Genomic DNA, 22,201 nt, shown 5'->3' with positions numbered 1-22,201 from the left:
GGTTTTCAGGGTCCGTCAGTCGGGAGGGGTGGTCCAGGTGGCTTCGGCCGTCCAGTAGTGCATGCCGGAGGGGCTGATGCCGTGGTGCCACGGGGTGGTGCGGCGCAGGAGGGGTTCGACCCGGGCGGTGGCGGCGTCGGCGGCGTCCGGGCCGTCCGCGTCGACGAGCCAGTGGACCCATTCGAGCTCGCGGCCCGCGGGGTCGTGGACGAACAGGTCGACGTGCCGCCAGCCGTAGCCGTGGGTGTCCTCGTAGCAGGTCAGGGTCATCTTCCGGTCATCCACGACGCGCTCCCGCCAGGCTGTGGAACTCCCGCTGGAAGTACACCAGGCCGCCGCTGCCGGAACGCGTGATCACCCGCTCGACCTCGACGAACATCACCGAGTGCGAACCCTGCGCGCGCACCTGGCTCAAGCGCCCGATCAGCGAGGCGGCCGCGTCGCGCAGCACCGGCACCTCGGCGAAGTCGCAGACCTCGCCGGTGAACCGCTCGTGCATCGGCAGCGCCCCGGCGAAGCGCAGCGCCAGGTCCCGCTGACCGGATCCGAGGACGTTGACGCAGGCGCGCTCGTTGGCCGCGAGCACGTCGTGGGCGCGGCTGGCGCGATGCACGCACACCAGCATCGTCGGCGGCTCGTCGGTGACCGAGCAAGCCGCGCTGACGGTGATGCCGGCCCGTCCGCGCGGCCCGTCGGTGGTGACGATGTTGACCCCTGCCGACAGGTTCGCCATCGCCGCGCGGAACTCGCGCTGCGCGGCCGTCAGATCTGCCACACCGCCTCCTCCCACCGGCTTCCCCGCGAACCTACGACCGCCGGCCGCCCTCCCGGTATCGAGATTTCCCCGCCGCACCCTGAAGTTTTCCCCTACCCGGGCGGCAGCGAGAAGCCGAAGACGGAGCCTCCGCCGTCGCGGGGTTCGCACCAGATGGCGCCGTGCTGGCGGTTGATGATGCGGTGACTCAGCGCGAGTCCGATGCCGCTGCCGTGCTCCTTGCTGGTGAACGAGTCGGCGAACACGTCCTCGCGCACGCCGCGTCCCCGGTCGGCGACGGTGACCGTGCCGCCGTCCTCGCGGGTCTCGGTGACCCGCTCGACGCGCCGGTCCTCCGCGTCGGCCGCGACGATCTCGTCGATGGCGTTGAAGCACAGGTTGAGCACCACCTGCCCGGTCAGCACCCGTTCGCAGCGCACCGGGACCGGTTCCGGGCTCGCCCGCACCACGACGTCCACGCCCGCCGAATCGGCGCGCAACCGCACGAAGTAGAGGCATTCGTCGAGCACCTCGTTGAGGTCGACGACCTGCTCGACGTGTTCGAGGTGGCCGACGAACGAGCGCAACGCGCCGACGATCGCCGACACCCGGTCGATCTGCCGGTTCGCGCTGTCCAGCCCGTATTCGAGCGCGGCGGTGGTGCCGTCCGGGACCTGACCGGAGGTTTCGAGCGCGTGGGCGTGGGCGCGGACCCCGGCGACGAAGTTGGCCGCGGCGGCCAGCGGCTGCCCGAGCTCGTGGGCGATGGCCATCGCCATGTCGCCCATCGCGTTGTAGCGGGCCAGGTAGTTCTCGTGCCGGAGCTCCAGTTCGCGCCGCTGCTCGCCGCGCACCCGGGTGGAGACGTCGTGCAGGATCATCAGGAACGCGTCGACGTCGCGCAGCCGTTCCAGACCGCCCTCCAGCGTCACGGGTTCGGCGCCGGGGATCTCCAGCCGCACGGGCGCCACCGGGTCGGCCGCGGCGGACGCCTCCGCCCAGCTGGTCTCGGCTCCGTCGCGGCGCAGCCGGGCGTAGGACTCCAGCAGACGCCCGACGGGCGGGTCGGTGTCGCCGGACAGTCCGAGGTGGGCCAGGGCGGTGTCGGTGGCGAACCGGATCGCTCCGCCGGCGTCGAGCATGAACGCCACGGTCGCGGTGTGCCGGGCGAGGGCGTCGACGTAGGAGGTGGTCTGGCGCAGCTCGGCCTCCACCCGCTGCTCCCGCTCGACGTCCCGGAACTGCACCATCACCGCAGGTCCCTGGGCCAGTTCGACGCGCACCGCGACGGCGTCGGTGGGGATGACGCGGCCGGATCTGGACCGGTAGTGCCACTCGATGCGGCTCATGCCCTTCTCGACCGCGTCCTGCAGCCACGCCCGGCCGATCACGCGGTCGTACTGCTGGGCGGAGCTGCTCATGTGGTTGGCCTTGAGCGGCCGCAGCTCGCTGACGCTCCACTCCAGCAGCGCGCAGGCCGCCGGGTTGGCCCACAGGATGTTCTTGGTCGCCGCGTCGTGGATCAGCACGCACAGGTGGGAGGCGCGCATCATCGCGACGAAGTCGGAGTCCACCAGTTCGGGAGCCTGCGGGTCGACCACCACCGCCCCAGGTTAGATCCCCGCAGGGGCACCGTCGCTGAAGATTTCCCCTACCCGCCACCTGGGCAATCCCGATGTCCTCGCGCGCCGTCGCTGCCTAGCGTCGAAGCACACCCGGACGACGAGGAGCGTGCCCATGCCCCAGGGAACCGCCGGTGGCGCGGTGTGGGAGTCGGTGCTGGCCGAGCTCGCCGAGCGCCGCGAGGAATTCCACGCGCAGTCCTACGTCCCGCGCGACTTCGTCGGCAGGCTCAAGGAGCTGGGCCTGTTCCGCTCCTCCACCCCGGCCCGCTTCGGCGGCGCTCCGATGCCGCCGCCGGAGTTCCTGCGCGCGGTCGAGCGGATCTCGGCGGTGGACGGATCGACGGGCTGGGTGGCCGGTTTCGGCTCGGCGGGCACCTACCTGGCGTGCCTGCCGCTGGACACCCAGGCCGAGCTCTACGCCGACGGGCCGGACGTGGTCTACGGCGGCGCGATGTTCCCGGTCAACCCGGTCACCCGCACCGACGGCGGCTACCTGATCGAGGGCCGGTGGCGGTTCGCCAGCGGCTGCATGGGCGCCGACCTGCTCAGCGTCGGCATCCCCGGCGACGCCGACGGCGACAACCGGCCGCGCGCGGCGATGCTGCGGCCCGAGCAGGTCGAGATCGTGCGGGACTGGGACGTCACCGGCATGCGTGCTTCGGGCTCGTTCGACGTGGTCGTCGACGGCGTGGAGGTGCCGCGCGGGTGGACGTTCATCCGGGGCGGCGAGCCGTGCGTGGACGAGCCGCTGTACCGCTACCCCGCCATCGGCTACCAGGCCCAGGTGCACGCCGCGGTGGGCCTGGGGGTGGCGCGGGCGGCCCTGGATTTCGCCTCGCGGGCGGGGGCGCGCACCGGCGTCACCGGCGCGCCGCCGCTGGCCGACCGGGCCTACTACCGCACCGGGTACGCCCAAGCGGTGGCGGCGATGCGATCGGCGCGGGCGTTCTACTACGAGGTCGCAGAGGAGGTCTGGGGCGCGGTCGACGGCGGCGCGGACGTCTCCGACGAGCAGAACGCGCTGGTCAGGCTCTCGGCGACGCACGTGGCGGCGATCGCGGCGCAGGTGGTGCACGAGGTGTGCGGGTTCTCCGGGACCGCGACCATCGACAACGCCCACCCGCTGCAGCGGATGCGCCAGGACTCGCAGGTGCCTGCGCTGCACGCGTTCCTGATGCCCTCGATGTACGACGCCGCCGGGGCCGTGCTGCTCGGGCGTCCGCCGACGGTGCCGGGTTTCCGCTGATCTCGACCCAGGGAGCTGACATGACCGCTGCCCCGCTGCGGGTGCTGTTCTGCATCGGCATCAACCAGAACTTCTTCGACCTGCCCCGCGACGGCGTCACCGCCGGCGACGTGTGGACGGCGTTCGTCGCGATGATGGACGGCATCAAGGCGCTGCCCGGGGTGGACTTCATCGGCGACATCGACGACGACAGCCACCTGGTCGGCCCGTCGGACACGTGGCCGTGGACCTGCTACCTGCTGGCCGACGTCGACTCCCAGGAGACGGTCAAGGCCGCCTGCGACCTGTTCCGCACCGTCCACGTCGGACGGTCGGAGTGGAAGTTGTGGAAGTACGCCAAGATCGAAGCCCGGATTGGCCGGGCGCTCACGCCGCGCGAGTACTGAGGTGACCCGATGACCGCGAGCAACGCGCACGACCTGGCGCCGTCCGACCTCGTCGCGCCCGACCGGGTCGCCGGGCGGATCTACACCGACCCGGCGATCTTCGAGCTGGAGATGTCGCGGATCTTCGAGCGCAGCTGGGTGTGGGTCGCCCACGACACCGAGCTGCCCGAGCCGGGCACCTTCAAGTCCACCCACGTCGGCAGGCAGCCGGTGATCGTCACCCGCGACCGCCGCGGCGACGTGCGCACGGTGCTCAACCGCTGCCGCCACCGGGGCGCCAGCGTGTGTGAGCGGAAGTCCGGGCGCGCCAACGGTTTCACCTGCCCGTACCACGCGTGGTCCTACGGCCTGGACGGGTCGCTGCGCGGCGTTCCCTACCCGGACGGCTACACCGGGGTGCTGGACCGCAGCGGGATGGGGCTCCAGCGGCTGCGCACCGAGTCCTACGGCGGGATGATCTTCGCGACGTTCGCCGAGGACGCCGAACCGCTGGCCGAGTTCCTGGGCGACGCGCGGGGCTGGATCGACCGGTTCATGCGGCAGGGCGGCGGGTATCCGGTGAAAGTGCTGGGCACGCACCGGTTCCGGTTCAGCGGGAACTGGAAGATCCAGCTGGAGAACACCACCGACGGCTACCACTTCCCCATCGTGCACCGGTCCTGGATGGCGTCGGTGGACGCCGAGACGGCGAACATGATGAGCTTCATGACCGACCCGCGGGCCATCACGCACGCCCTCGGCAACGGGCACTCGGTGATGCAGATGGTGCCCGAGCACTCCGACCTCGACGCCGACGACGGGACGGAGAAGCTGCAGGACCGCTTCGCGGGTCTCATCGGGCGGCTGGAGTCGGAGGGCGTCGAAGCGGCCGAGATCCGGCGGCTGGTGCGCGCGATGCACGGCACCGGGTTCAACCTCAACCTGTTCCCGAACGTGTCGTGCTCGATCTCGTTCTTCCGGGTGCTGCGGCCGATCGGCGTCGGCGAGACGGAGATCGAGCACATCGCGATCGGCCCGGACGGGCCGCCGGAGATCACCGGGCCGGTCAACCGCGAGCGGCTGCGCGCCCACGAGCACTTCCAGGGGCCGTTCGGGTTCGGCACGCCCGACGACGCCGAGGGCTGGGACCGGGTGCAGCGGGGCGCGGCGGGCGCCCCGGATATGCCGATCATGGTCAACCGCGGTCTGGGCCGCGAGGAGCCGTCGCCGGAGGGCTGGCCGACCTCGCACGTCACCGACGAGACCGGCATGCGCGCCGCCTACGCGCAGTGGAAGGCGATGATGGCCGATGACTGAGGTGCGGAACCCGGTGGACGCGCGGGTGACCCGCGCGATCGCGCTGGTGTGGCGGGAGGCCGAGCTGCTCGACCGCAAGGACTACGCGGCCTGGCAGGAGCTCTACGCCGACGACGGGATCTACGTCGTCCCGATCGACCGCGACGCCGAGGAGTTCGACGACGTGCTCAACATGGTCTACGACGACCGGCGGATGCGCCGGCTGCGGGTGAACCGGATGACCGAGGGTTACGCGATCGCCGCCGTGGATTCGGCGGTCACGGTCCGCACGGTCTCCCGATTCACCACCACCAGCGTCTCGGACGCCGAGGTGTCGCTGCGCGCCGCGCAGGTGCTGGTGGCCTACAAGCGCGGCACCCACGACCTGTGGGCGGCGGACGTGGACTACACGGTCCGGTTGGGCCCCGAGGACACGTTGGCCCGCAAGGTGGTTCGGCTGGTCAACAGCGACGATGCCGTTCCGGCAGCGGGATTCCTGCTGTGACGGCCGTGGTCACCGGCGGCGCGAGCGGGCTGGGCGCGATCATCGCCCGGCGCTTGCACGCCGACGGGCACGCGGTGGCGATCGCCGACGTCGACGGCGAGGGCGCCCGGGACCTGGCCGCCGCGCTGGACCCCGCGACCGCGCGCGGCCACACCGCCGACGTCACCGACCGGGCGGCGCTGGTCGGCCTCCTGGAGTCGGTGCGCGCCGAGTTCGGGCCGGTCCAGGTGCTGGTGAACAACGCGGCGCGCACGCGGGCCACGCCGCTGTTCGAGATCGGCCCGGAGGAGCTGGAGGAGGTCATGGCGGTCAACTTCACCGGCACCTTCCACGCCTGCCAGATCTTCGGCCGGCACATGGCCGAGCAGGGATACGGCCGGATCGTGAACATGGCATCGCTGGCCGGGCAGAACGGCGGGACGGCCACCGGGGGCCACTACGCCTCGTCGAAGGGCGCGATCATGTCGGCCACGAAGGTCTTCGCCCGCGAGCTCGCCGCCCGGGGCGTGACGGTCAACGCCGTCTCCCCCGGCCCGCAGGACTCGCCGACGGTCCGCGCCATCGTCGGCGAGCGGAACCTGGAGGCGTTCCAGCGCGCGATCCCGGTCGGCAGGCTCGGCGACCCCGCCTTCGTCGCCGACGCGGTCGCCCTGCTGGCCTCCCCGGCGGCCCACTCGGTCACCGGCGCGTGCTGGGACATCAACGGAGGACTGCACATGCGGTGATCCTTGTAGGGGTCGGCCGGTGTCGCTTAGGGTGCGGCGAAGTCGACGCGAGGGATACGCCGTGGCCGAAGTGGATCGGGACATGCGCGCGGAGGTCGTCATCGAGGCCCCGCCGGAGCGCGTGTGGGAGCTGCTGACGCGCACCGGCACCCACGCCGAGGCGAGCCCGGAGCTGGTGGCGATGCTGCCGCTCAAGCCCGGCGGGTTCCGCGCGGGGCAGTGGTTCCTGGGCGTCAACCGGCGCAAGGCCGCGGTCTGGCCCACGCGCAACGTCGTGACGATCTTCGAACCGCACCGGCGGTTGGCGTGGGTGACCACCACCAGCGGCGCCCGCTGGCTCTTCGAGCTCGAAGCGACCGGCTCCGGCACCCGGCTGGTCCAGCGCCGCGAGCTCGTCCGAGCGCTCCCGAAGATCAGCACGCTCTTCGCCAACCTCGCCCTGGGCGGCGAGAACGGCCACGCCGACGAGCTGGAGACCGGCATGGCCGCCACCCTCCAGCACATCAAGCGGGCCGCCGAGACAGGCTGATCACCCCTCGCACGACGATCACGACACCCGTCGGGGACCGCTGCACTCGCGCCGGAAAACCGGGGTTTTCAGCACCGGGTGGTCAGCGGGTGACGGCGACGTAGACGGTGTTCGCGGAGGTGCCGCGCGTGTAGTGGTTGTCGAAGGTGACCACGTGGGCGGTGACGTCGTCGAAGACCTCGCCGAGGACGGCGACGAAGCCGTCCTCCGGCGGGTCGTCGGACCAGAGGGCGAAGACCCCGCCTGGCCGCAGGTGCGCGGCCATCCGCCGGAGGCCGTCGGGGGTGTAGAAGTCGGCGTGACCGCCGTCGAGGACGTTCTGCGGGGAGTGGTCGATGTCGAGGAGGATCGCGTCGAACGCGCGACCCCCGTCGAAACCCTCCGCAGAGGCCGCTAGTGCGAAGAAGTCGCCGTGCAGGAACCGGTTCCGCGCGTCCCCGGTGAGTTCGGGTGCCAGCGGGAGCAGGCCGCGCTCGTGCCACTCGATCACCTCGCCGAGCCCCTCGACCACCAGCAGCGACCGGACGCGCTGATCCTCCAGCGCCGCCCGCGCGGTGCAGCCGAGCCCGAGACCGCCGACCACGACGTCGAGCTCCGAACCCGGCACCGCGGCCAGCCCGAGCCGGGCGAGCTCCTCCTCGGCGACGGTGAACAGGCTCGACATCAGGTACTCGTCGTCGAGCTTCACCTCGAACACGTCCACGTCGAGCGCGGGATCCCGCCGACGCCGCAGGCTGATCGCCCCGATCGGCGTCTCCTGCCAATCCAACTCCTCGAACCGCGCACCCACGAAGTACCCACCTCTCCCGAAAACCCCGACCCTACCCGCCACCAGCGAGAACGGGGTCAGGAGATCGCGGCTCGCAGCCGGGCGAGCATCCGCCTCGCCGGAGGATCGGTGAAGCTTCCCAGCAGGCCGACGGCCTCGCTCCGGTGGGTGCGGGCTTCGGCGAGCGCACCGGTGGCGCTGAGCGCGTCGCCGAGGTGATCCAGCACGAGCGCGGTGCGCCACTCGTCCCCGAGCTCCCGGAACGCGGTCAGCGCCAGCTTGTAGAAGCTCATCGCCTCCTCCGAGCGCTCCAGCAACGCGTAGACCTCGCCGGTCGCGTCCAGCGCCTCCGCTTCCCGGGCGCGGTCGCCGAGGCGCCGCTGCTTCGACGCCGCCCGCTGGTAGGACTCCAGCGCCTCCGACAGCGAGCCGAGCCCGACCTGCGCCCTGCCCAGCTCCAGCAGCCAGAACGCCTCCCACGCCTGGTTCTCGCAGCGGTGGGCGATCGCCACCGCCGCCTCGGCGTGCTCGCGGGCCGCACCCGGCCTGCCCGCGCCGCGGTGCGCGCAGCTCAACCCGCGCAACGCGTCGCCCTCACCGCCGTGATCGCCTCGGCGCCGGTAGATCTCCAGGGCTTCCCGGAGGAGCTCACCGGCCTCCTCGAAGTTCTCCAGTCCGAGGTGGACGTTGCCGATGTTGTTGGTGGAGATGGCGATCCAGTGCTCGTCGTCGAGTTCCCGCGCGATCTCCCGCGCCCGCTCGAACCCGGTCGCCGCGCGGTCGAGATCCCGCCCCCGGAAGTGGGCCATCGCGATGGCGTTGGTGGAGTTGAGCTCGCCGCGCCGGTCCCCCAGCTCGCGCCGGATCTCCAGGGCGGCGGTCTGGTAGCGGATGCCCTCGGCGAACTGCGCGGACTGGGTGTGGGCCTTTCCCAGGCTCTCCAGCATCCCGGCCTCGGCGTGGCGGTCCTGCAGCTGGCGGGCGGCACCGAGTCCGATCCGGCTGGTCTCGAACCAGTCGTCGAACCGGTTGCGCAGCGCGAACACCGCGCGGAGCAGTTCCGCGAGCCGCCACGCGAGCTCGGGCATCGCGGCCTCGTCGGCCACCCGCGTCGCGTCGACCAGGTTGTCGCGCTCGCGTTCGAACCAGTCGATCGCCTCGGCGTGCGTGTCGAACACCGGCAGTTCCGACTCGCCCTCGTCGGGCAGCTCCGGCCGCCGGAACACCGGTGCCACCACCGCCACCGCCCGGTCGGCGGCCCGCAGGTACCAGACGAGGGTTCGGCGCAGCGCTGCCCGCGCCGTCTCGGCGGTCTCCTCGGCCCGAGCCTGATCGGTGGCGTAGGCGCGCAGCAGGTCGTGGAAGCGGTACCGGTCGGGGTCCGGGTGTTCGAGCAGGTGCGCGCCGACCAGGTCGTCCAGCAGCCTGCGCGTCCGGTTCAACGGCAGGTCCGCCAGCGCCGCCGCCGCGCCCGCCCCGAAGACCCGTCCCGGGTGCAGGCCCAGCAGCCGGAAGAGCCTGCCGGTCTCGGGCGACAGGGCGCGGTAGGACCAGGCGAACACGGTGCGCACGGCATCGGACTCGTCGTCGTCACCAGCGGTCAAGGCGTCCCAGAGGGCCGATTCGTCGCGCAGCTCGGCGATGAGGTCGCGCAACGGCATCGACGGTCTGCTGACCGCGCGTTCGGCGGCGATGCGCAGCGCCAGCGGCAACCGCGCGCACAGCCGGGCCAGCTCCACGAGCTCGCCCGAGTCGTCCTGCAGCCGATGGCCGTCGGCCAGCACCCGAAGCAAATCCACGGCCTCATCTTGGGGCAACACGTCGAGCGCCACACGGTAGGCCCCGTCCCGGGCGACCAGACCGGACAGCCTGCTCCGGCTCGTGACCAGCACCAAGCAGGCTCCGGTGCCCGGCAGCAGCGGCCTGACCTGGCTCACGGTCGCCGCGTTGTCCAGCACGATCAGCATCCGGCGCCCGGCCAGCAACGAGCGGTAGAGCGCCGACCGGGACTCCACGTCCGAGGGGATGCTCTCGGGCGCCGCCCCCAGCGTCCGCAGGAATCGGCCCAGCACCTCGGACGGGGTGACCGGCGGCCCCGGGTCGTACCCGTGCAGGTTGACGTAGAGCTGCCCGTCCGGGAAGCGGTGGGCCACCCGGTGCGCCCAGTGCACGGCCAGCGAGGTCTTGCCGACGCCAGCGGTGCCGACCAGAACGCACGGCGCGTGGCTGCCGGACGCGTTCTCGATGATGACGTCGAGCCGCCGGAGCTCGTCCCGCCGGTTGACGAAACCGCGCGCGTCAGCGGGCAATTGGCGGGGCACGCCCTCCTCGGCGGGACCCCAGCCGTGGAAGTGGATGCCGCCGCTGACGTTCCCGGCCTGCACGACCTCGTTGGCCGCTCCGGAGAGATCGTTGCGGGGGTTGTCGCCGTCCTGCTCGCGCATCGCCCACCCCGAGACGTTCAGCCGGTCATCCGGTTCCCGGCGGCCTGATCCCGGCGACCTCCCGGTCGAAGAACTCCGAGAGCGCTTCACCCCGGTCGTAGGTGGATCGGATGAAGCGAATCGCCTTCTTCGCCTCCGCGGCGTCGACGGACCTGATCGCCCCCACCGCGATGCCCTCGTCGTCGTAGACGACCTCGTACACGGTGTCCGGGCCGATGACGAACAGCTCCGGGAGCGGGCCGTTCTCCTCCAGGGCGGTGAGCCGGTCGGCGTCGATCACCCGGATCCAGTCGCCGAACTCCTCGCGGAGGCGCAGCGAGTTCAACTCCCAGATCAGGTAGGGGCTGAGCGGGCGTTCGACGACGCGGAGCCTGCGAACCTCGAAGCCGTGCTCGGCGATCCGCCGGTAGTACTCGCGCATCTCCGGCCGCCGCTCCTCGATGAGCCGCAGCGCGCGGTCCCAGTCGCCCTGGTCGAACGCGGTCCAGCTGGCGCTCTCCGGCTGCCGGAAGGTCTGCCTGCGTTCGAGCTTCCACCCGCCGGTGTTGGCGGTGCTCCAGAACCTCTCGTTGAAATCCCGGATGTACTCGTCGAGAGTGAGCTCCTCACCCGAGATCTGCGCGATCGCCTCACTCATCGGGAATATCCACCTTCGCGGATCGCATCATGCGTCCGGGAATGACGACGAGCCGCTCGTCCTCGCCCACGTCGACGCCCTCGGGCAATCGCCCTTCGTAGGAATCGGTGAGATCCCGTCCGATCACCGCGACATCGCCGTTGTCGAGCTCCCAGACATCGGGGCACGTCGGATCGTTCTCCGTGGCGCCGAGTTCCAGCGCCGATTTGCCCAGCCGTCTCTTGAACGACGCCGCCGGGTCGGCTTCCCACAAGCGAGGCATGGGATCCCCCTCCGCGAACACCCGCTTCGGCACGAAGTTTTCGCGACCATACTAGGGGTCCGCGCGAGCCGACGAGAGCATTCTCGCATGACGACCCCATCGTCGGTGCCCGCTTCGCAGTCGCAGTACGGCGGGTGAATCATCCGGGGCATACCGTTGCTCTGCATTACAACACTCCGCTGCCGCCATTCGGCATTCCGAGCTCAACTCATCCTTTCGGGCTAAGCACTCGTTCGCTTTTGCGGAATTTTCCGAACCTCGGCCGAAAGCGGAATCGCGGCACGCCACCTGCTCACCGGGAAAGCATCGACCACCGGTGAATCTCAGGAACATTTGGCGTGCGCGCGGTGCGCCCGATGTCGTTCTTCCGACGAGCGACGATCCGGATGAAAGGGATTCCGGGAGAGGTGTTCCCGGATCGCGTGCAACGTTCGAACGCGGGGGCGGTTCGCTCCGCAACGAATGCGGCTTCTGAAGTACGCGCTCGGCTCGCTAACGTGTCGCGCCAGCGAAGTGCGGCAGAGCACATCCGGACGGGGCGCCGAGGGCGTCCACAGTGGAGGATTTCGTGGTGGAGGACGCTCTCGCGCCGTCGCGGGGATCGGGGAACGGCCTGCGAGCGCAGCTGCTGCGGCGCAAGCCCGTCGCCGATCTCGTCGCTGACAGCGGGCGGGGTCAGGGCGGGGAGCTGCGGCGCTCGCTGGGGTTGTGGCAGCTGACGATGCTCAGCGTCGGCGCCACGCTGGGCACCGGCATCTTCGTGGTGCTGGGCGAAGCCGTGCCGCTGGCCGGACCCGGTGTGGCGCTGGCGTTCGTCATCGCCGGCATCACCGCACTGCTCTCGGCGCTGTCCTACGCCGAGCTGGCGGGCATGATCCCGGTCGCGGGCTCCTCGTACTCCTACGCCTACGCGACGATGGGCGAGCTGGCGGCCTGGGTGTGCGGCTGGTGCCTGATGCTGGAGTACGGCGTGTCGGTCGCGGCCGTGGCGGTCGGCTGGGGCCAGTACGTCAACGAGCTCCTCCAGCTGCTGGTCGGCGTGTCGCTGCCGGAGTCGCTGAGCGCGCCGCCGGGCGACGGCGGAATCCTCAACGTGCCGGCGGCCGCGGTGGTGGCGCTGGCGATGGTCGCGCTGCTGGGCGGTGCGCGGGAGAGCGCGCGGGTGAACACCGCGATGGTGCTGATCAAGACGGCGACGCTGGTGCTGTTCTGCGTCCTGGCGTTCGCCGCCGTGCAGGACGGCAACTTCTCGCCGCTGCTGCCGCTGGGCATGGGCGGGGTGAGCGCGGCGGCGGGCAAGCTGTTCTTCTCCTACATCGGTTTCGACGCCGCCTCCACCGCCGGGTCCGAGGCCCGCGACCCGCAGCGCGACCTGCCGCGCGCGATCATGCTGTCGCTGGTGCTGGTCACGGTGCTGTACTGCCTCGTGGCGCTGGCCGCGGTCGGCGCCATGCACTGGACGGAGTTCGAGGGCACCGAGGCGGCGCTGAGCAAGGTGCTGGGCGGCACGACGGGTTCGGTCCTGCTGTCGGCGGGCGCGATCGTCGCGGTGGCCAGCGTGGTGCTCACGGTCCTGTACGGGCAGACCCGGATCCTGTTCTCGATGTCGCGGGACGGCCTGGTGCCGCCGATGTTCTCGCGGATCCACCCGCGCACCGGCGTGCCGCGGGCGAACACGCTGCTGGTGTCGGGCTTCATCGCGGTGCTCGCCGCGGTGGTCCCGCTCGGCGAGCTCGCCGACGCCACCAGCATCGGCACCCTGTTCGCGTTCGCCCTGGTCAACCTCGCGGTGGTGGTGCTGCGGCGCCGCAGCCCGGAGCTGCACCGCTCGTTCCGAGCCCCGCTGGTGCCGCTCGTCCCGGCGCTCGGCGTGCTGTCCTGCTGCTACCTGATGTTCAGCCTCGGCGCACCGACCTGGCTCGCCTTCGGCGCGTGGATGCTCCTCGGCCTCGGCGTCTACTTCGCCTACGGCAAGCGCCATTCCGGTCTGGCGGGCTGATCCCCACCACGGGGGCCGGTTCGGGGTGGCGCTCAGGGATGTTCCCGATGCCGCCCGGCGGCCCGCGGCGCAGTGTTGATCGACGTGGATCGCATCGCGGTGCACGAAATCGGTTGACATCGGAGGAGATTCTTTGACCGACACACCGAAGAGCGACGTCACGCCACCGCGCGGTGCGCGTGCCGTCGTCCAGGTGACGCCCAATCCCGTGACCGAACCGAACCAGGAGGTCACCATCACCGGGCACTGCGGCGGCGGTACCGGGCTGCGGGCCGTCTTCGCCGGGCTCACCGACAACCAGGTGCTCGACGACATCACGATCGTCGAGGCCGGCCCCGAGGAGTTCGAGGCGAGGGGCAGGTTGCGCCACGGCATCGGCCACGGCGCGGGCCCGGTCGTCGTCGACTGCGGCGGCGAGCTCGGAGCGACCATCCTGGTCACCAGGGTCAAGCACGAGTGATCCCAGCACGCGTGGCCGGTGAGGTGGGGTCGACCGGCGCCCCACCTCACCGCAGCGCCCGTCGCGTCGCGGCACGTACGGTCGGGAGGGAGGACGAACCCGACGAGAAGGGCGGCGCGTTGCGCAAGGTCAAGGACCTCACCGGACCGGGAATCACCGACCACCTGGGCATCGGCGGCACCGACCTGGGGGTCACCGCGGTCGCACCGGACGGCAGACTGGTGGCGGTGTTCGGCGACACCTTCGACCGGGCCGGTGTCGGCGGGCCGGGCTGGCGCTCGCCGGTGGTGGTCTTCGGCGACGCCGGCAGCGCGCGCAGCGGCATCCGGTGGACGGGTTCGCTCGGCCCGCGCAGCGACTACGCCGACCAGGCACTGCCGTACCAGCACGATTCGGTGATCCACGGTCGTCCGGTCTCGACCGTGCTGCCGACGGACCTGATCACCATCGGCCGCGAGATGTTCCTGCACGTCATGGTGTGCCAGGGGCTGGGCAACGTGCACTGGACGGAGATCCACCGCTCGGTCGACAACGGCGAGACCTGGCAGCACACCGGCGCCACCTGGCCCGGCGACGCGCACGGCGGGCTGTTCCAGATGCTGACCTGGGAGCTCGGCGATGACGGCTTCGTCTACGCCTTCTCCACCGGGTTCCAGCGCGACAAGGGCCTGATCCTGCAGCGGGTGCCCGCCGACCGGATCACCGATCCCGCCGCGTGGCAGGGCTGGGGCTTCCGCGACGGCCGGTGGGCGTGGGGCAACCCGCCGACGGTCGCGCTCACCGGGGCCTACGGCGAGCTGTGCCTGCGCCGGGTCGAGGACCGCTGGCTGCTGGCGCTGTTCAACGCGGGCGACTACCGGATGGACGTCCTCAACCTGGACGGCCCGACCGCGAACCTCTACGAGGCGGTCCGGGGCACGGTCCTGCACGGCTGCGCGTGGGGTTGCGAGGACCACGAGGCCGGTCACGTCGCGCAGCTCTACGGCGGCTACATCGTCCCCGGCTCGACGCTGGACGACCTGCACCTGGTGGTGAGCCAGTGGAACACCGAGCGGAACTGGCCCTACCGCGCGATGCAGTTCGCGGGCACCGCTCCCCGCCCGGGCGACCGGCCGCTGGCACCTCCGCCGCCCCCGGGTGAGGGCGGCGGTCCGCTCAAGGACGCCCTGCTCAAGGGCGCGGGGAAGCTCGCGAAGCGCTTCCTGCCGTGACTTCCAGCACCGGCGGACGTAGGTTACTGGCGGGTAATATAGCCTCTGGGGCCATGAGCTCCCAGACTCCGACGCGCGCCCAGACTCCGACGCGCGCCCAGACTCCAACGCACGCGCTGTGGACCAAGCTGTCCGGCGTCCCCGGCGGCCGCGCCCTGTTCTCGCTGAGCGTGAGCCTCAAGGCCCCGTACTTCCGGACCGTGCTGCCCTCGATCCAGGAGATGGAGCCGGGCCGCTGCGTGGTCACCTCGCCCAAGTGGTGGGGCGTGCACAACCACATCGGCACCTACCACGCGATCGCCGCGTGCAACCTCGCCGAGGTCGCGATGGGGATGGTCGCCGAGGCCACCGTGCCCACCTCGCACCGCTGGCTGCCGAAGAAGATGCAGGTCGACTACGTCGCCAAGGCCGAGACGAGCATGCGGGCAGTGGCCGAGCTGGAGTCGATCCCGGAGTTCGGCGACGAGGGCCAGGAGGTCGACGTCCCGGTCAACGTCCACGACAAGCACGGCAAGGTCGTCGTCCGCGCCGTCATCACCATCTGGGTCACCCGCAAGAAGAGATGAATCGTCCCGTTCCCGCCTGAACTCCCCCGCCGCCCGGGTACCGTGCGTCGAGGTGTTCCGGCAGGGAGGCGGCCGTGGCGGTGCGCAGCGGGAAGAGGCGGTGGCCGTGGGCGGCGGCCGCGACGGGTTCGGTGCTGGTTCTCGGGCTCGCCGGGTGGTGGTTGACCGGCCAGGTCGCCGATTTCGCCCGCAGGCCGCTGTGATCAGGACAGCCTGGCCAGCGTGACCAGCATGGTCATCGGGGCGGCGGCGCTGCTGGTGGCGCTGGCCTCGCTGGTGGTGGCCGTCCTCCAGCTGCGCGCGGACCGGAAGCCGGAATCCTCGGGCGGCTCGGTGCAGATCGGCACCGCGGAGGACCGCGGCAGGCTGTTCATGGTCTCCGGCGGTGACGTGCACGTCCACGAAGCCGACGAGCACCGGCAGGACCCGTCGTGACCGACGAGCACCGGCCGGTGCACCAGGAAGTCCGCGTCGAGGGCGGTTTCGGCTACGGCGTGATCGGCGCCGACCTGCACGTGTTCGCCGACCGCGGACCGGTCTACGTGCTGGAGGAGTTCCGGCCGCCGACCGAGCCCGACCCGGCCTGGCTGGTGGAGATGCCCAGCCGGATGCTCAACGCGCGCCACGAGATCGTCGAGTTCACCGGCCGCCAGGACGAGCTCGACCAGCTCCGGCGGTGGCGCGGGACCGGCCCTCGGCTGGCCGCGCGGTGGCTGCACGCCCCGGGCGGGCAGGGCAAGACGAGGCTGGCGGCGCGCTTCGCGGAGGACTCGATCGAGGCCGGCTGGAAGGTCGTCACGGCGACGCACGGGCCGGGAACCGTGCTCCCGCCACCCGGAAGCCAGGACCTGCGCACCGACGGCGCGAACGGGCTGCTGCTGATCGTCGACTACGCCGATCGCTGGCCGCTGACCCACCTGACCTGGCTGCTCAGCAACGCCCTCCTGCACCGCAGCGGCGTTCCCGCGAGGGTTCTGCTGCTGGCCCGCAGCGCCGACGTCTGGCCCGCCGTCCGGGCCGCGCTGGCCAACCACCAGGCGGGCACCTCGGCGCAGCGCCTGCCGGAACTCCCCGACGACACCGGCCTGCGCGGCGAGATGTTCGACGCGGCCCGCGAGAGCTTCGCCCGGCGCTACGGCATCGAGGACTCGGGGGCGATCGAACCGCCCGGGCCGCTGGGCGCACCCGACTTCGGGCTGACGCTGGCCGTGCACGTGGCCGCGCTCGTCGCGGTCGACGCCCGCCGCACCGGCCGCAGGCCGCCCGCCGACATGGCGAACCTGACCATCTACCTGCTCGATCGCGAGCACCTGCACTGGACGAACCTCTTCGAGGAGCGGGGCCTGCGCACTCCTCCGGCGGTGATGAACCGGACGGTGTTCACCGCCGCGCTCACCGGTCCGGGCCCTCGGGCCCCGGCGACGGCCGTGCTGGAGTCGCTGGATCTCGCGCAGCCCGCCGAGCAGGTCCTCGACGATCACGCGCTGTGCTACCCGCCCGCCGGGCCCGCGACCTCCGCGCTGGAGCCGCTCTACCCGGACCGGCTCGCCGAGGACTTCCTCGCCCTGACCCTGCCCGGCCACGACGCCGACTACCCGGCCCAGGACTGGGCCGCTCCCACCACCGCCACCCTGCTCGACGGCCCCCAACACCCCGACGCCACCGGCCATCTCGCGGACCCCGGCCATCTCGCGCGCGGCATGACGTTCCTCGCCGCAGCGGCGCAGCGCTGGCCGCACGTCGGGCCGCGGCACCTCTACCCGCTGCTGCGGGAGTCACCCCGCTCGGCGGTCGCGGCCGGGAGCGCGGTGCTCAGCGCGCTGGCGGACCTCGACGACGTCGAGCCGGACCTCCTCGAAGCGATCGCGGCGCACTTCCCGCGCGGACGGCGGGCCGACCTCGACGTGGGGATGGCCGCGGTCGTCGTTCGGCTCGCCCCGCACCGGCTGCGCACCGCCGACCTGCCCGCGGAGTACGACGTGCACGCCGAGGTCGGCGCGCGGCTGGGCAACGCGGGCCGCCACCAGCAGGAACTCCCGGCGCGGCAGCAGGCCGTGGCCGCGGCGCGACGGCTGGTCGACGGCTCGACGACCCGGCGTCAGCGGCTCCTGGCCGATCGCGCGCTGACCACGTCGCTGCGGGATCTGAGCCGGTGCCTGCACCACCTGCAGCGCGACGGCGAAGCCCTCGACGCGGCGGCCGAAGCCGTCGCCACCGCGCGCCGGGTCGCCCGCGCCGCGCCGGGCGCGCACGACGCCGAGCTCGGCCACGCCATCTACGCCCACGCCAAGGCGCTGTCGAACCTCGGGCGGCGCCGGGAAGCGCTGGCGGAGCTGCAGGAGGCGGTGGCGCTCTTCCGGGATCTGGCGGCGCGGGATCGCCGCTACGAGAAGGACCTGGCGGTCCACCTGACCGCGCTGGGCGCGACCCTCACCGATGCCGCGCGACCGGCGGAAGCGGTCGAGGTCAGCGCGGAAGCGGTCGGCGTGCTGCGGAGGCTGGCCGAGACCGACCCCGCCGCCCACGAGGTCGAGCTCGCGGAACTGCTGCTGCACCTGGGGAATCGGCTGAGCCAGGCGGGTCGGCCCGAGGCCGCCGACGTCGCGACCGAAGCCGTGGAGGCGTACCGCGGGCTGGCCCGGCTCAACCCGGCCGCCCACGAACCGATGCTCGCCCGAGCGCTCCAGTCGCAGGGACCGTGCCTGGCCAGGGCCGGGCGGCTGCCCGAGGCGCTGGCCGCGCTGGAGGAATCGGTGGCGGTGCTGAGCCGGCTCGCCCGCGCCGTCCCCGCCTCCTACGAGCCGCGGCTGATCGAATCCTCGCTCGTGCTGGCCGGTTTCCTGTTCTTCGACGGGCAGCAGGAGCGAGCGCTGGGCATCCAGCACGAGCAGCTCGCCGCGTACCGGCGGCTCGTGCGCGGCGATCCCGACGCCCACGAGCACCGGTTCACGGTGCTGCTGCTGAGCTTCGCCGGGCAGTGCGCCGGGATGCCGGACGGGGCCGACCGGGCGCTGGCGGCCGTGCGGGAGGCGCTCGCGCTGTGCGAGCGGCGACCGGCCGACGTGCCGGTGGTCTTCCACGGCATGTTCACCGAGGCGGGGCGCGGCGTCCGGGAACGCCTCGAACAGCAGGGCCGGCACGCCGAATCGGCCGAGCTGCGCGCGAGAATCGCTGCGCTGACCGGCCTTTGAGAACGCGGACGAGCCCCCGCCCGGAGCGGACGGGGGCTCGTCGGTGCTACGGGGTCCGGATCAGACCAGGTCGTAGCGGTCGAGGTTCATGACCTTGACCCAGGCCTTGACGAAGTCGTCGAGGAACTTCTGCTTGCTGTCGGCCGAGGCGTAGACCTCGGCGATGACGCGCAGCTCGGAGTTCGAACCGAAGACCAGGTCGGCGCGGGTACCGGTCCAGACGACCTCACCGGAGGCGTCGGTGGCCTCGTAGGTGGACTTGTCGTCCGAAGTGGACCGCCAGGTGTAGGCCATGTCCAGCAGGTTCACGAAGAAGTCGTTGGTCAGCACGCCCGGCTTGTCCGTGAACACGCCGTCCTTCGACCCGTCGTAGTTGGCGCCCAGCACGCGCAGGCCACCGACCAGCACGGTCATCTCCGGAGCGCTCAGGGTGAGCAGGTTGGCCCGGTCGATGAGGTTGTACTCGGCGGGCAGCTCCGCGGCCTTGCTCGCGTAGTTGCGGAAGCCGTCGGCGATGGGCTCCAGCGCGTCGAAGGAGTCCGCGTCGGTGTGCTGCTCACCGGCGTCGACGCGACCCTGGGTGAAGGGCACCTCGATGCTGGAACCGGCGTCGGCGGCGGCCTTCTCGATCGCGGCGGAACCGCCGAGCACGATCAGGTCGGCAAGCGAGACCTTCTTGCCGAACGACTGCTGCACGCCCTCCAGCGCGGAGAGCACGGTGGCCAGCTGGTCCGGGTTGTTGACCTCCCAGTTGCGCTGCGGCTCCAGGCGGATGCGGGCACCGTTGGCGCCGCCCCGCTTGTCGCTGCCGCGGAAGGTGGAGGCCGACGCCCACGCCGTGGACACCAGCTGCGACACGGTCAGGCCGGTTTCGAGGATCTTGGCCTTGAGGGCCTTGACGTCCTCGTCGGTCAGCGCGTCGTTGTCGTTGGCCGGCAGCGGGTCCTGCCAGATCAGGTCTTCCTCGGGCACCTCCGGGCCGAGGTAGAGCGACTTCGGGCCCATGTCGCGGTGGGTCAGCTTGAACCAGGCGCGGGCGAAGGCGTCCGCGAACTGGTCCGGGTTCTCCATGAACCGGCGCGCGATCGGCTCGTAGATCGGGTCGTAGCGCAGCGCCAGGTCCGTGGTCAGCATGTTCGGCGCGATCCGCTTGGACGGGTCGTGGGCGTCGGGCACCGTGCCCTCACCCGCGCCGCCCTTCGGACGCCACTGCCAGGCGCCGCCCGGCCCCTGGTAGACCTCCCACTCGAAGCTGAAGAGGTTCCACAGGAAGTTCTGGGTCCACTTGGTGGGCGTCGTGGTCCAGGTGACCTCGATGCCGCTGGTGATCGTGTCGCCGCCCTTGCCGGTGCCGAAGTTGTTCTTCCAGCCCAGGCCCTGCTGCTCCAGGCCCGCGCCCTCCGGCTCGGCCTCGAGGTTGGAGTCGGGAGCCGCACCGTGGGTCTTGCCGAAGGTGTGACCACCGGCGATGAGCGCGACGGTCTCCTCGTCGTTCATCGCCATCCGGCCGAAGGTCTCGCGGATGTCGCGCGCGGCGGCCACCGGGTCGGGCTGACCCTCCGGGCCCTCCGGGTTGACGTAGATCAGACCCATGTGGGTGGCGCCCAGCGGGCGCTCCAGCTCGCGCTCACCGGCCTCGGTGGAGATGCGCTTGTCGCTGCCCAGCCAGGTGGTCTCGGCACCCCAGTAGACGTCGTCCTCGGGCTCCCAGTCGTCGACGCGGCCACCGCCGAAGCCGAAGGTCTTGAAGCCCATCGACTCCAGCGCGACGTTGCCGGTCAGGATCATCAGGTCGGCCCAGGACAGCTTGCGGCCGTACTTCTGCTTGACGGGCCACAGCAGGCGGCGGGCCTTGTCCAGGCTGACGTTGTCCGGCCAGGAGTTCAGCGGGGCGAAGCGCTGCTGACCGCCGCCGGCGCCGCCGCGGCCGTCGCTGATGCGGTAGGTACCGGCCGAGTGCCAGGCCATGCGGATCATCAGCGGGCCGTAGTGCCCGAAGTCCGCCGGCCACCAGTCCTGCGAGGTCGTCAGGACTTCCTGGATGTCCTTCTTGACCGCGTCCAGGTCCAGCGTCTTGAACTCGGCGGCGTAGTCGAAGTCCTCGCCCAGCGGGTTCTTGTTCGGGTGCTGCTTGGCGAGGATCTTCAGGTTGAGCCGCTTCGGCCACCAGTCGCGGTTGGCGTCACCCTGGGTGGGGTGAGTGAGGCCCCCGTGCGCGACCGGGCAGCCGCCGGTCTCGTTCGTCTCTTGGGTGTCAGGGCTGTCAGACACGGGAATCCTTCCGAATTTCAGTGCGGTTCTTCAGCGGATTCGGGGGCACACGATGCGCAGAACCCCCAGTAGATGACCTCGGCCTCGTCTATGACGAAGCCGTGGGTATCCGACGCCGTCAGGCACGGCGCCTCGCCCACGGAGCAGTCGACGTCGTGGATCTGGCCGCAGGACCGGCACACGACGTGGTGGTGGTTGTCCCCGACCCGCGCTTCGTAGCGGGCCACGGAGCCCATCGGCTGGATGCGGCGCACCAGTCCAGCGATGGTGAGCGCGCGCAGGACGTCGTAGACGGCCTGGTGCGACACCTTGGGCAGGTCCTGGCGAACCCGTCCGATGATCGAATCGGTGTCGGCGTGCGCGTTCTCGTGGACCGCGGACAGCACTGCCACCCGAGGCCGCGTCACGCGCAGAGCCGCCTCGCGCAACAGTCGCTCGTAGTCCGCGGTCGTCGTCACGAGATCCACCCTGCCGCATTTTCTTGAACTAATCAAGTCAAGGATCCGGCGTGTCCCCGTCCGGGTGATCCGGATGGGGCTCGCGGGACGTGTGAGGGGCGCGGGGACTCCCCGCGCCGCACGCGAACAGGAAGCGAGAACCCCGTGCCCGAACCAGGTTTTGCACCCGGCGCGCTGGACACCGACGGCGATCCGAAGTGGATCACGGAGCTGGCCTGCGCCGATCCCAACCACGTCCTGCACGTCGTCCGCGGCCTGGACCCGAAGGCCGCGCTGGAGGTCATCGGCGCCAAGCCGCACCTGATCCAACGCTGCGAGCTGCCCGCGAGCAAGCCCGACGACTGGACCTCGCTGCCCGGCCTGGCGCTCGGGATCGACCCCGGTACGTCGGCCGCCCTGCTCGCGGGGAGCGTCGGCGGGTGGACGTTCGTCTACGACGACTCCGGCCACACCGACGCCGAAGCCGCCGAGGCGCTGTCGGCGTCCGGCCGCACCGCCGCGACCAGCGTGTTCACCATCAACGCCGACGCGAGCATGACCTGCTTCGCCGACGGTGAGGAGCTCGCCTGGATCAACGTCGACGACCTCACCGAGGAGGACGTCGCCGACTTCCCCGATGAGCTCCGGGCCGCCTTCGAGACGGCGGGCGTGGTGGAGCAGGACTACCTGGAGCCCGGCGACTTCGACTACGCCGTCACCATGCGCGCCACCTGCGCCCTCGCCGGACTCACGGCCCTCACGATCGAGGACCTCCGCGCCCTCCGCCTCCTCGGAGCCGCCTTCGGGTGATCTTCGCGCGGCAGGGGACGGTTTTTCCTCGAATTAACCGGGCAAAACGGACTTCGATCACGGGTGATTCGGGGAAAAACCGTCCCCTGCCCGGGAAAT

Annotated in this window: 23 protein-coding genes; 14 read left to right on the top strand and 9 right to left on the bottom strand. The window is 71.5% G+C overall.

The window, feature by feature from the left end; genetic code table 11:
- Window positions 1–15: 15 nt before the first annotated feature.
- From REH65_RS28285 to REH65_RS28275, 3 genes are all read right to left on the bottom strand, one after another.
- Window positions 16–285: a hypothetical protein gene (locus REH65_RS28285; protein ID WP_406689816.1), complete on the bottom strand. Its 270-nt coding sequence runs from the start codon at window positions 283–285 to the stop codon at window positions 16–18.
- The gene (locus tag REH65_RS28280; RefSeq protein ID WP_281453507.1) at window positions 278–775 is read right to left on the bottom strand and encodes a flavin reductase; all 498 of its coding nucleotides are present in this window, start codon (window positions 773–775) and stop codon (window positions 278–280) included. The genes REH65_RS28285 and REH65_RS28280 overlap by 8 nt, the downstream gene beginning before the upstream one ends.
- A 92-nt stretch (window positions 776–867) precedes the next feature.
- A complete protein-coding gene (locus tag REH65_RS28275; RefSeq protein WP_406689815.1) occupies window positions 868–2,358 on the bottom strand; it encodes an ATP-binding protein in 1,491 nt (496 codons plus the stop codon).
- 133 nt (window positions 2,359–2,491) lie between these two features.
- On the opposite strand from REH65_RS28275, the gene REH65_RS28270 reads away from it, so the two are divergent.
- From REH65_RS28270 to REH65_RS28245, 6 genes are all read left to right on the top strand, one after another.
- Window positions 2,492–3,625 (top strand): acyl-CoA dehydrogenase family protein, encoded by a 1,134-nt coding sequence (locus REH65_RS28270; RefSeq protein WP_406689814.1) that lies wholly within the window; start codon window positions 2,492–2,494, stop codon window positions 3,623–3,625.
- Window positions 3,626–3,645: 20 nt separating this feature from the next.
- Window positions 3,646–4,011, top strand: a complete 366-nt coding sequence (locus REH65_RS28265; RefSeq protein ID WP_406689813.1) for a hypothetical protein — start codon at window positions 3,646–3,648, stop codon at window positions 4,009–4,011.
- A 9-nt stretch (window positions 4,012–4,020) separates the two neighbouring features.
- Window positions 4,021–5,307: a Rieske 2Fe-2S domain-containing protein gene (locus REH65_RS28260; protein ID WP_406689812.1), complete on the top strand. Its 1,287-nt coding sequence runs from the start codon at window positions 4,021–4,023 to the stop codon at window positions 5,305–5,307.
- Entirely contained in the window at window positions 5,300–5,791 is a 492-nt protein-coding gene (locus REH65_RS28255) for an aromatic-ring-hydroxylating dioxygenase subunit beta (protein ID WP_406689811.1), read from the top strand. The genes REH65_RS28260 and REH65_RS28255 overlap by 8 nt, the downstream gene beginning before the upstream one ends.
- Window positions 5,779–6,516 carry an SDR family NAD(P)-dependent oxidoreductase gene (locus tag REH65_RS28250; protein WP_406693258.1) on the top strand — a complete coding sequence of 246 codons (738 nt, stop codon included), beginning with the start codon at window positions 5,779–5,781 and terminating at the stop codon, window positions 6,514–6,516. Before REH65_RS28255 ends, REH65_RS28250 begins: the two co-directional genes overlap by 13 nt.
- 61 nt (window positions 6,517–6,577) lie before the next feature.
- On the top strand, window positions 6,578–7,045 hold the full coding sequence (locus REH65_RS28245) for an SRPBCC family protein (protein WP_281453513.1): 468 nt from the start codon (window positions 6,578–6,580) through the stop codon (window positions 7,043–7,045).
- A gap of 82 nt (window positions 7,046–7,127) precedes the next feature.
- On the opposite strand, the gene REH65_RS28240 is transcribed toward REH65_RS28245, so the two are convergent.
- From REH65_RS28240 to REH65_RS28225, 4 genes are read right to left on the bottom strand one after another with little or no spacing between them, the layout of a single operon-like run.
- A complete protein-coding gene (locus tag REH65_RS28240) occupies window positions 7,128–7,835 on the bottom strand; it encodes a spermidine synthase (protein WP_406689810.1) in 708 nt (235 codons plus the stop codon).
- Window positions 7,836–7,891: 56 nt separating this feature from the next.
- A complete protein-coding gene (locus REH65_RS28235; RefSeq protein WP_281453515.1) occupies window positions 7,892–10,258 on the bottom strand; it encodes a tetratricopeptide repeat protein in 2,367 nt (788 codons plus the stop codon).
- Between the two features lie 25 nt (window positions 10,259–10,283).
- Window positions 10,284–10,895 carry a DUF6879 family protein gene (locus tag REH65_RS28230; RefSeq protein WP_281453516.1) on the bottom strand — a complete coding sequence of 204 codons (612 nt, stop codon included), beginning with the start codon at window positions 10,893–10,895 and terminating at the stop codon, window positions 10,284–10,286.
- Window positions 10,888–11,157 (bottom strand): hypothetical protein, encoded by a 270-nt coding sequence (locus REH65_RS28225; RefSeq protein ID WP_406693257.1) that lies wholly within the window; start codon window positions 11,155–11,157, stop codon window positions 10,888–10,890. Before REH65_RS28225 ends, REH65_RS28230 begins: the two co-directional genes overlap by 8 nt.
- Window positions 11,158–11,725: 568 nt before the next feature.
- On the opposite strand from REH65_RS28225, the gene REH65_RS28220 reads away from it, so the two are divergent.
- From REH65_RS28220 to REH65_RS28190, 7 genes are all read left to right on the top strand, one after another.
- A complete protein-coding gene (locus REH65_RS28220) occupies window positions 11,726–13,156 on the top strand; it encodes an amino acid permease (protein ID WP_406689809.1) in 1,431 nt (476 codons plus the stop codon).
- 133 nt (window positions 13,157–13,289) lie between these two features.
- On the top strand, window positions 13,290–13,616 hold the full coding sequence (locus tag REH65_RS28215; protein ID WP_406689808.1) for a hypothetical protein: 327 nt from the start codon (window positions 13,290–13,292) through the stop codon (window positions 13,614–13,616).
- An 11-nt stretch (window positions 13,617–13,627) separates the two neighbouring features.
- On the top strand, window positions 13,628–14,827 hold the full coding sequence (locus tag REH65_RS28210; RefSeq protein ID WP_406689807.1) for a DUF4185 domain-containing protein: 1,200 nt from the start codon (window positions 13,628–13,630) through the stop codon (window positions 14,825–14,827).
- Window positions 14,828–14,880: 53 nt separating this feature from the next.
- Entirely contained in the window at window positions 14,881–15,393 is a 513-nt protein-coding gene (locus REH65_RS28205; protein WP_406689806.1) for a hotdog fold domain-containing protein, read from the top strand.
- A 74-nt stretch (window positions 15,394–15,467) separates the two neighbouring features.
- Window positions 15,468–15,596 carry a hypothetical protein gene (locus REH65_RS28200; RefSeq protein WP_406689805.1) on the top strand — a complete coding sequence of 43 codons (129 nt, stop codon included), beginning with the start codon at window positions 15,468–15,470 and terminating at the stop codon, window positions 15,594–15,596.
- A gap of 19 nt (window positions 15,597–15,615) precedes the next feature.
- Complete coding sequence (locus tag REH65_RS28195; protein WP_406689804.1) at window positions 15,616–15,828, top strand: hypothetical protein; 213 nt, start codon at window positions 15,616–15,618, stop codon at window positions 15,826–15,828.
- Window positions 15,825–18,584, top strand: a complete 2,760-nt coding sequence (locus REH65_RS28190) for a hypothetical protein (protein WP_406689803.1) — start codon at window positions 15,825–15,827, stop codon at window positions 18,582–18,584. Before REH65_RS28195 ends, REH65_RS28190 begins: the two co-directional genes overlap by 4 nt.
- A gap of 60 nt (window positions 18,585–18,644) precedes the next feature.
- Here the strand turns inward: REH65_RS28190 and katG are convergent, their stop codons facing one another.
- Window positions 18,645–20,855 (bottom strand): catalase/peroxidase HPI, encoded by a 2,211-nt coding sequence (gene katG, locus REH65_RS28185; protein ID WP_406689802.1) that lies wholly within the window; start codon window positions 20,853–20,855, stop codon window positions 18,645–18,647.
- A gap of 17 nt (window positions 20,856–20,872) precedes the next feature.
- Entirely contained in the window at window positions 20,873–21,313 is a 441-nt protein-coding gene (locus tag REH65_RS28180; protein WP_281453525.1) for a Fur family transcriptional regulator, read from the bottom strand.
- Between the two features lie 144 nt (window positions 21,314–21,457).
- Here REH65_RS28180 and REH65_RS28175 point away from each other — a divergent pair, with 144 nt between their 5' ends.
- Window positions 21,458–22,102: a DUF6461 domain-containing protein gene (locus tag REH65_RS28175; protein WP_406689801.1), complete on the top strand. Its 645-nt coding sequence runs from the start codon at window positions 21,458–21,460 to the stop codon at window positions 22,100–22,102.
- The last annotated feature ends 99 nt before the right edge of the window (window positions 22,103–22,201 follow it).

This window comes from Saccharopolyspora sp. ID03-671 (genome assembly GCF_045278815.1).
In the GTDB taxonomy this organism is placed as follows: domain Bacteria; phylum Actinomycetota; class Actinomycetes; order Mycobacteriales; family Pseudonocardiaceae; genus Saccharopolyspora; species Saccharopolyspora ipomoeae.
The sequence above is the reverse complement of the archived record's forward strand: the minus strand, read 5'-3'. Positions and strand labels throughout refer to the sequence as shown.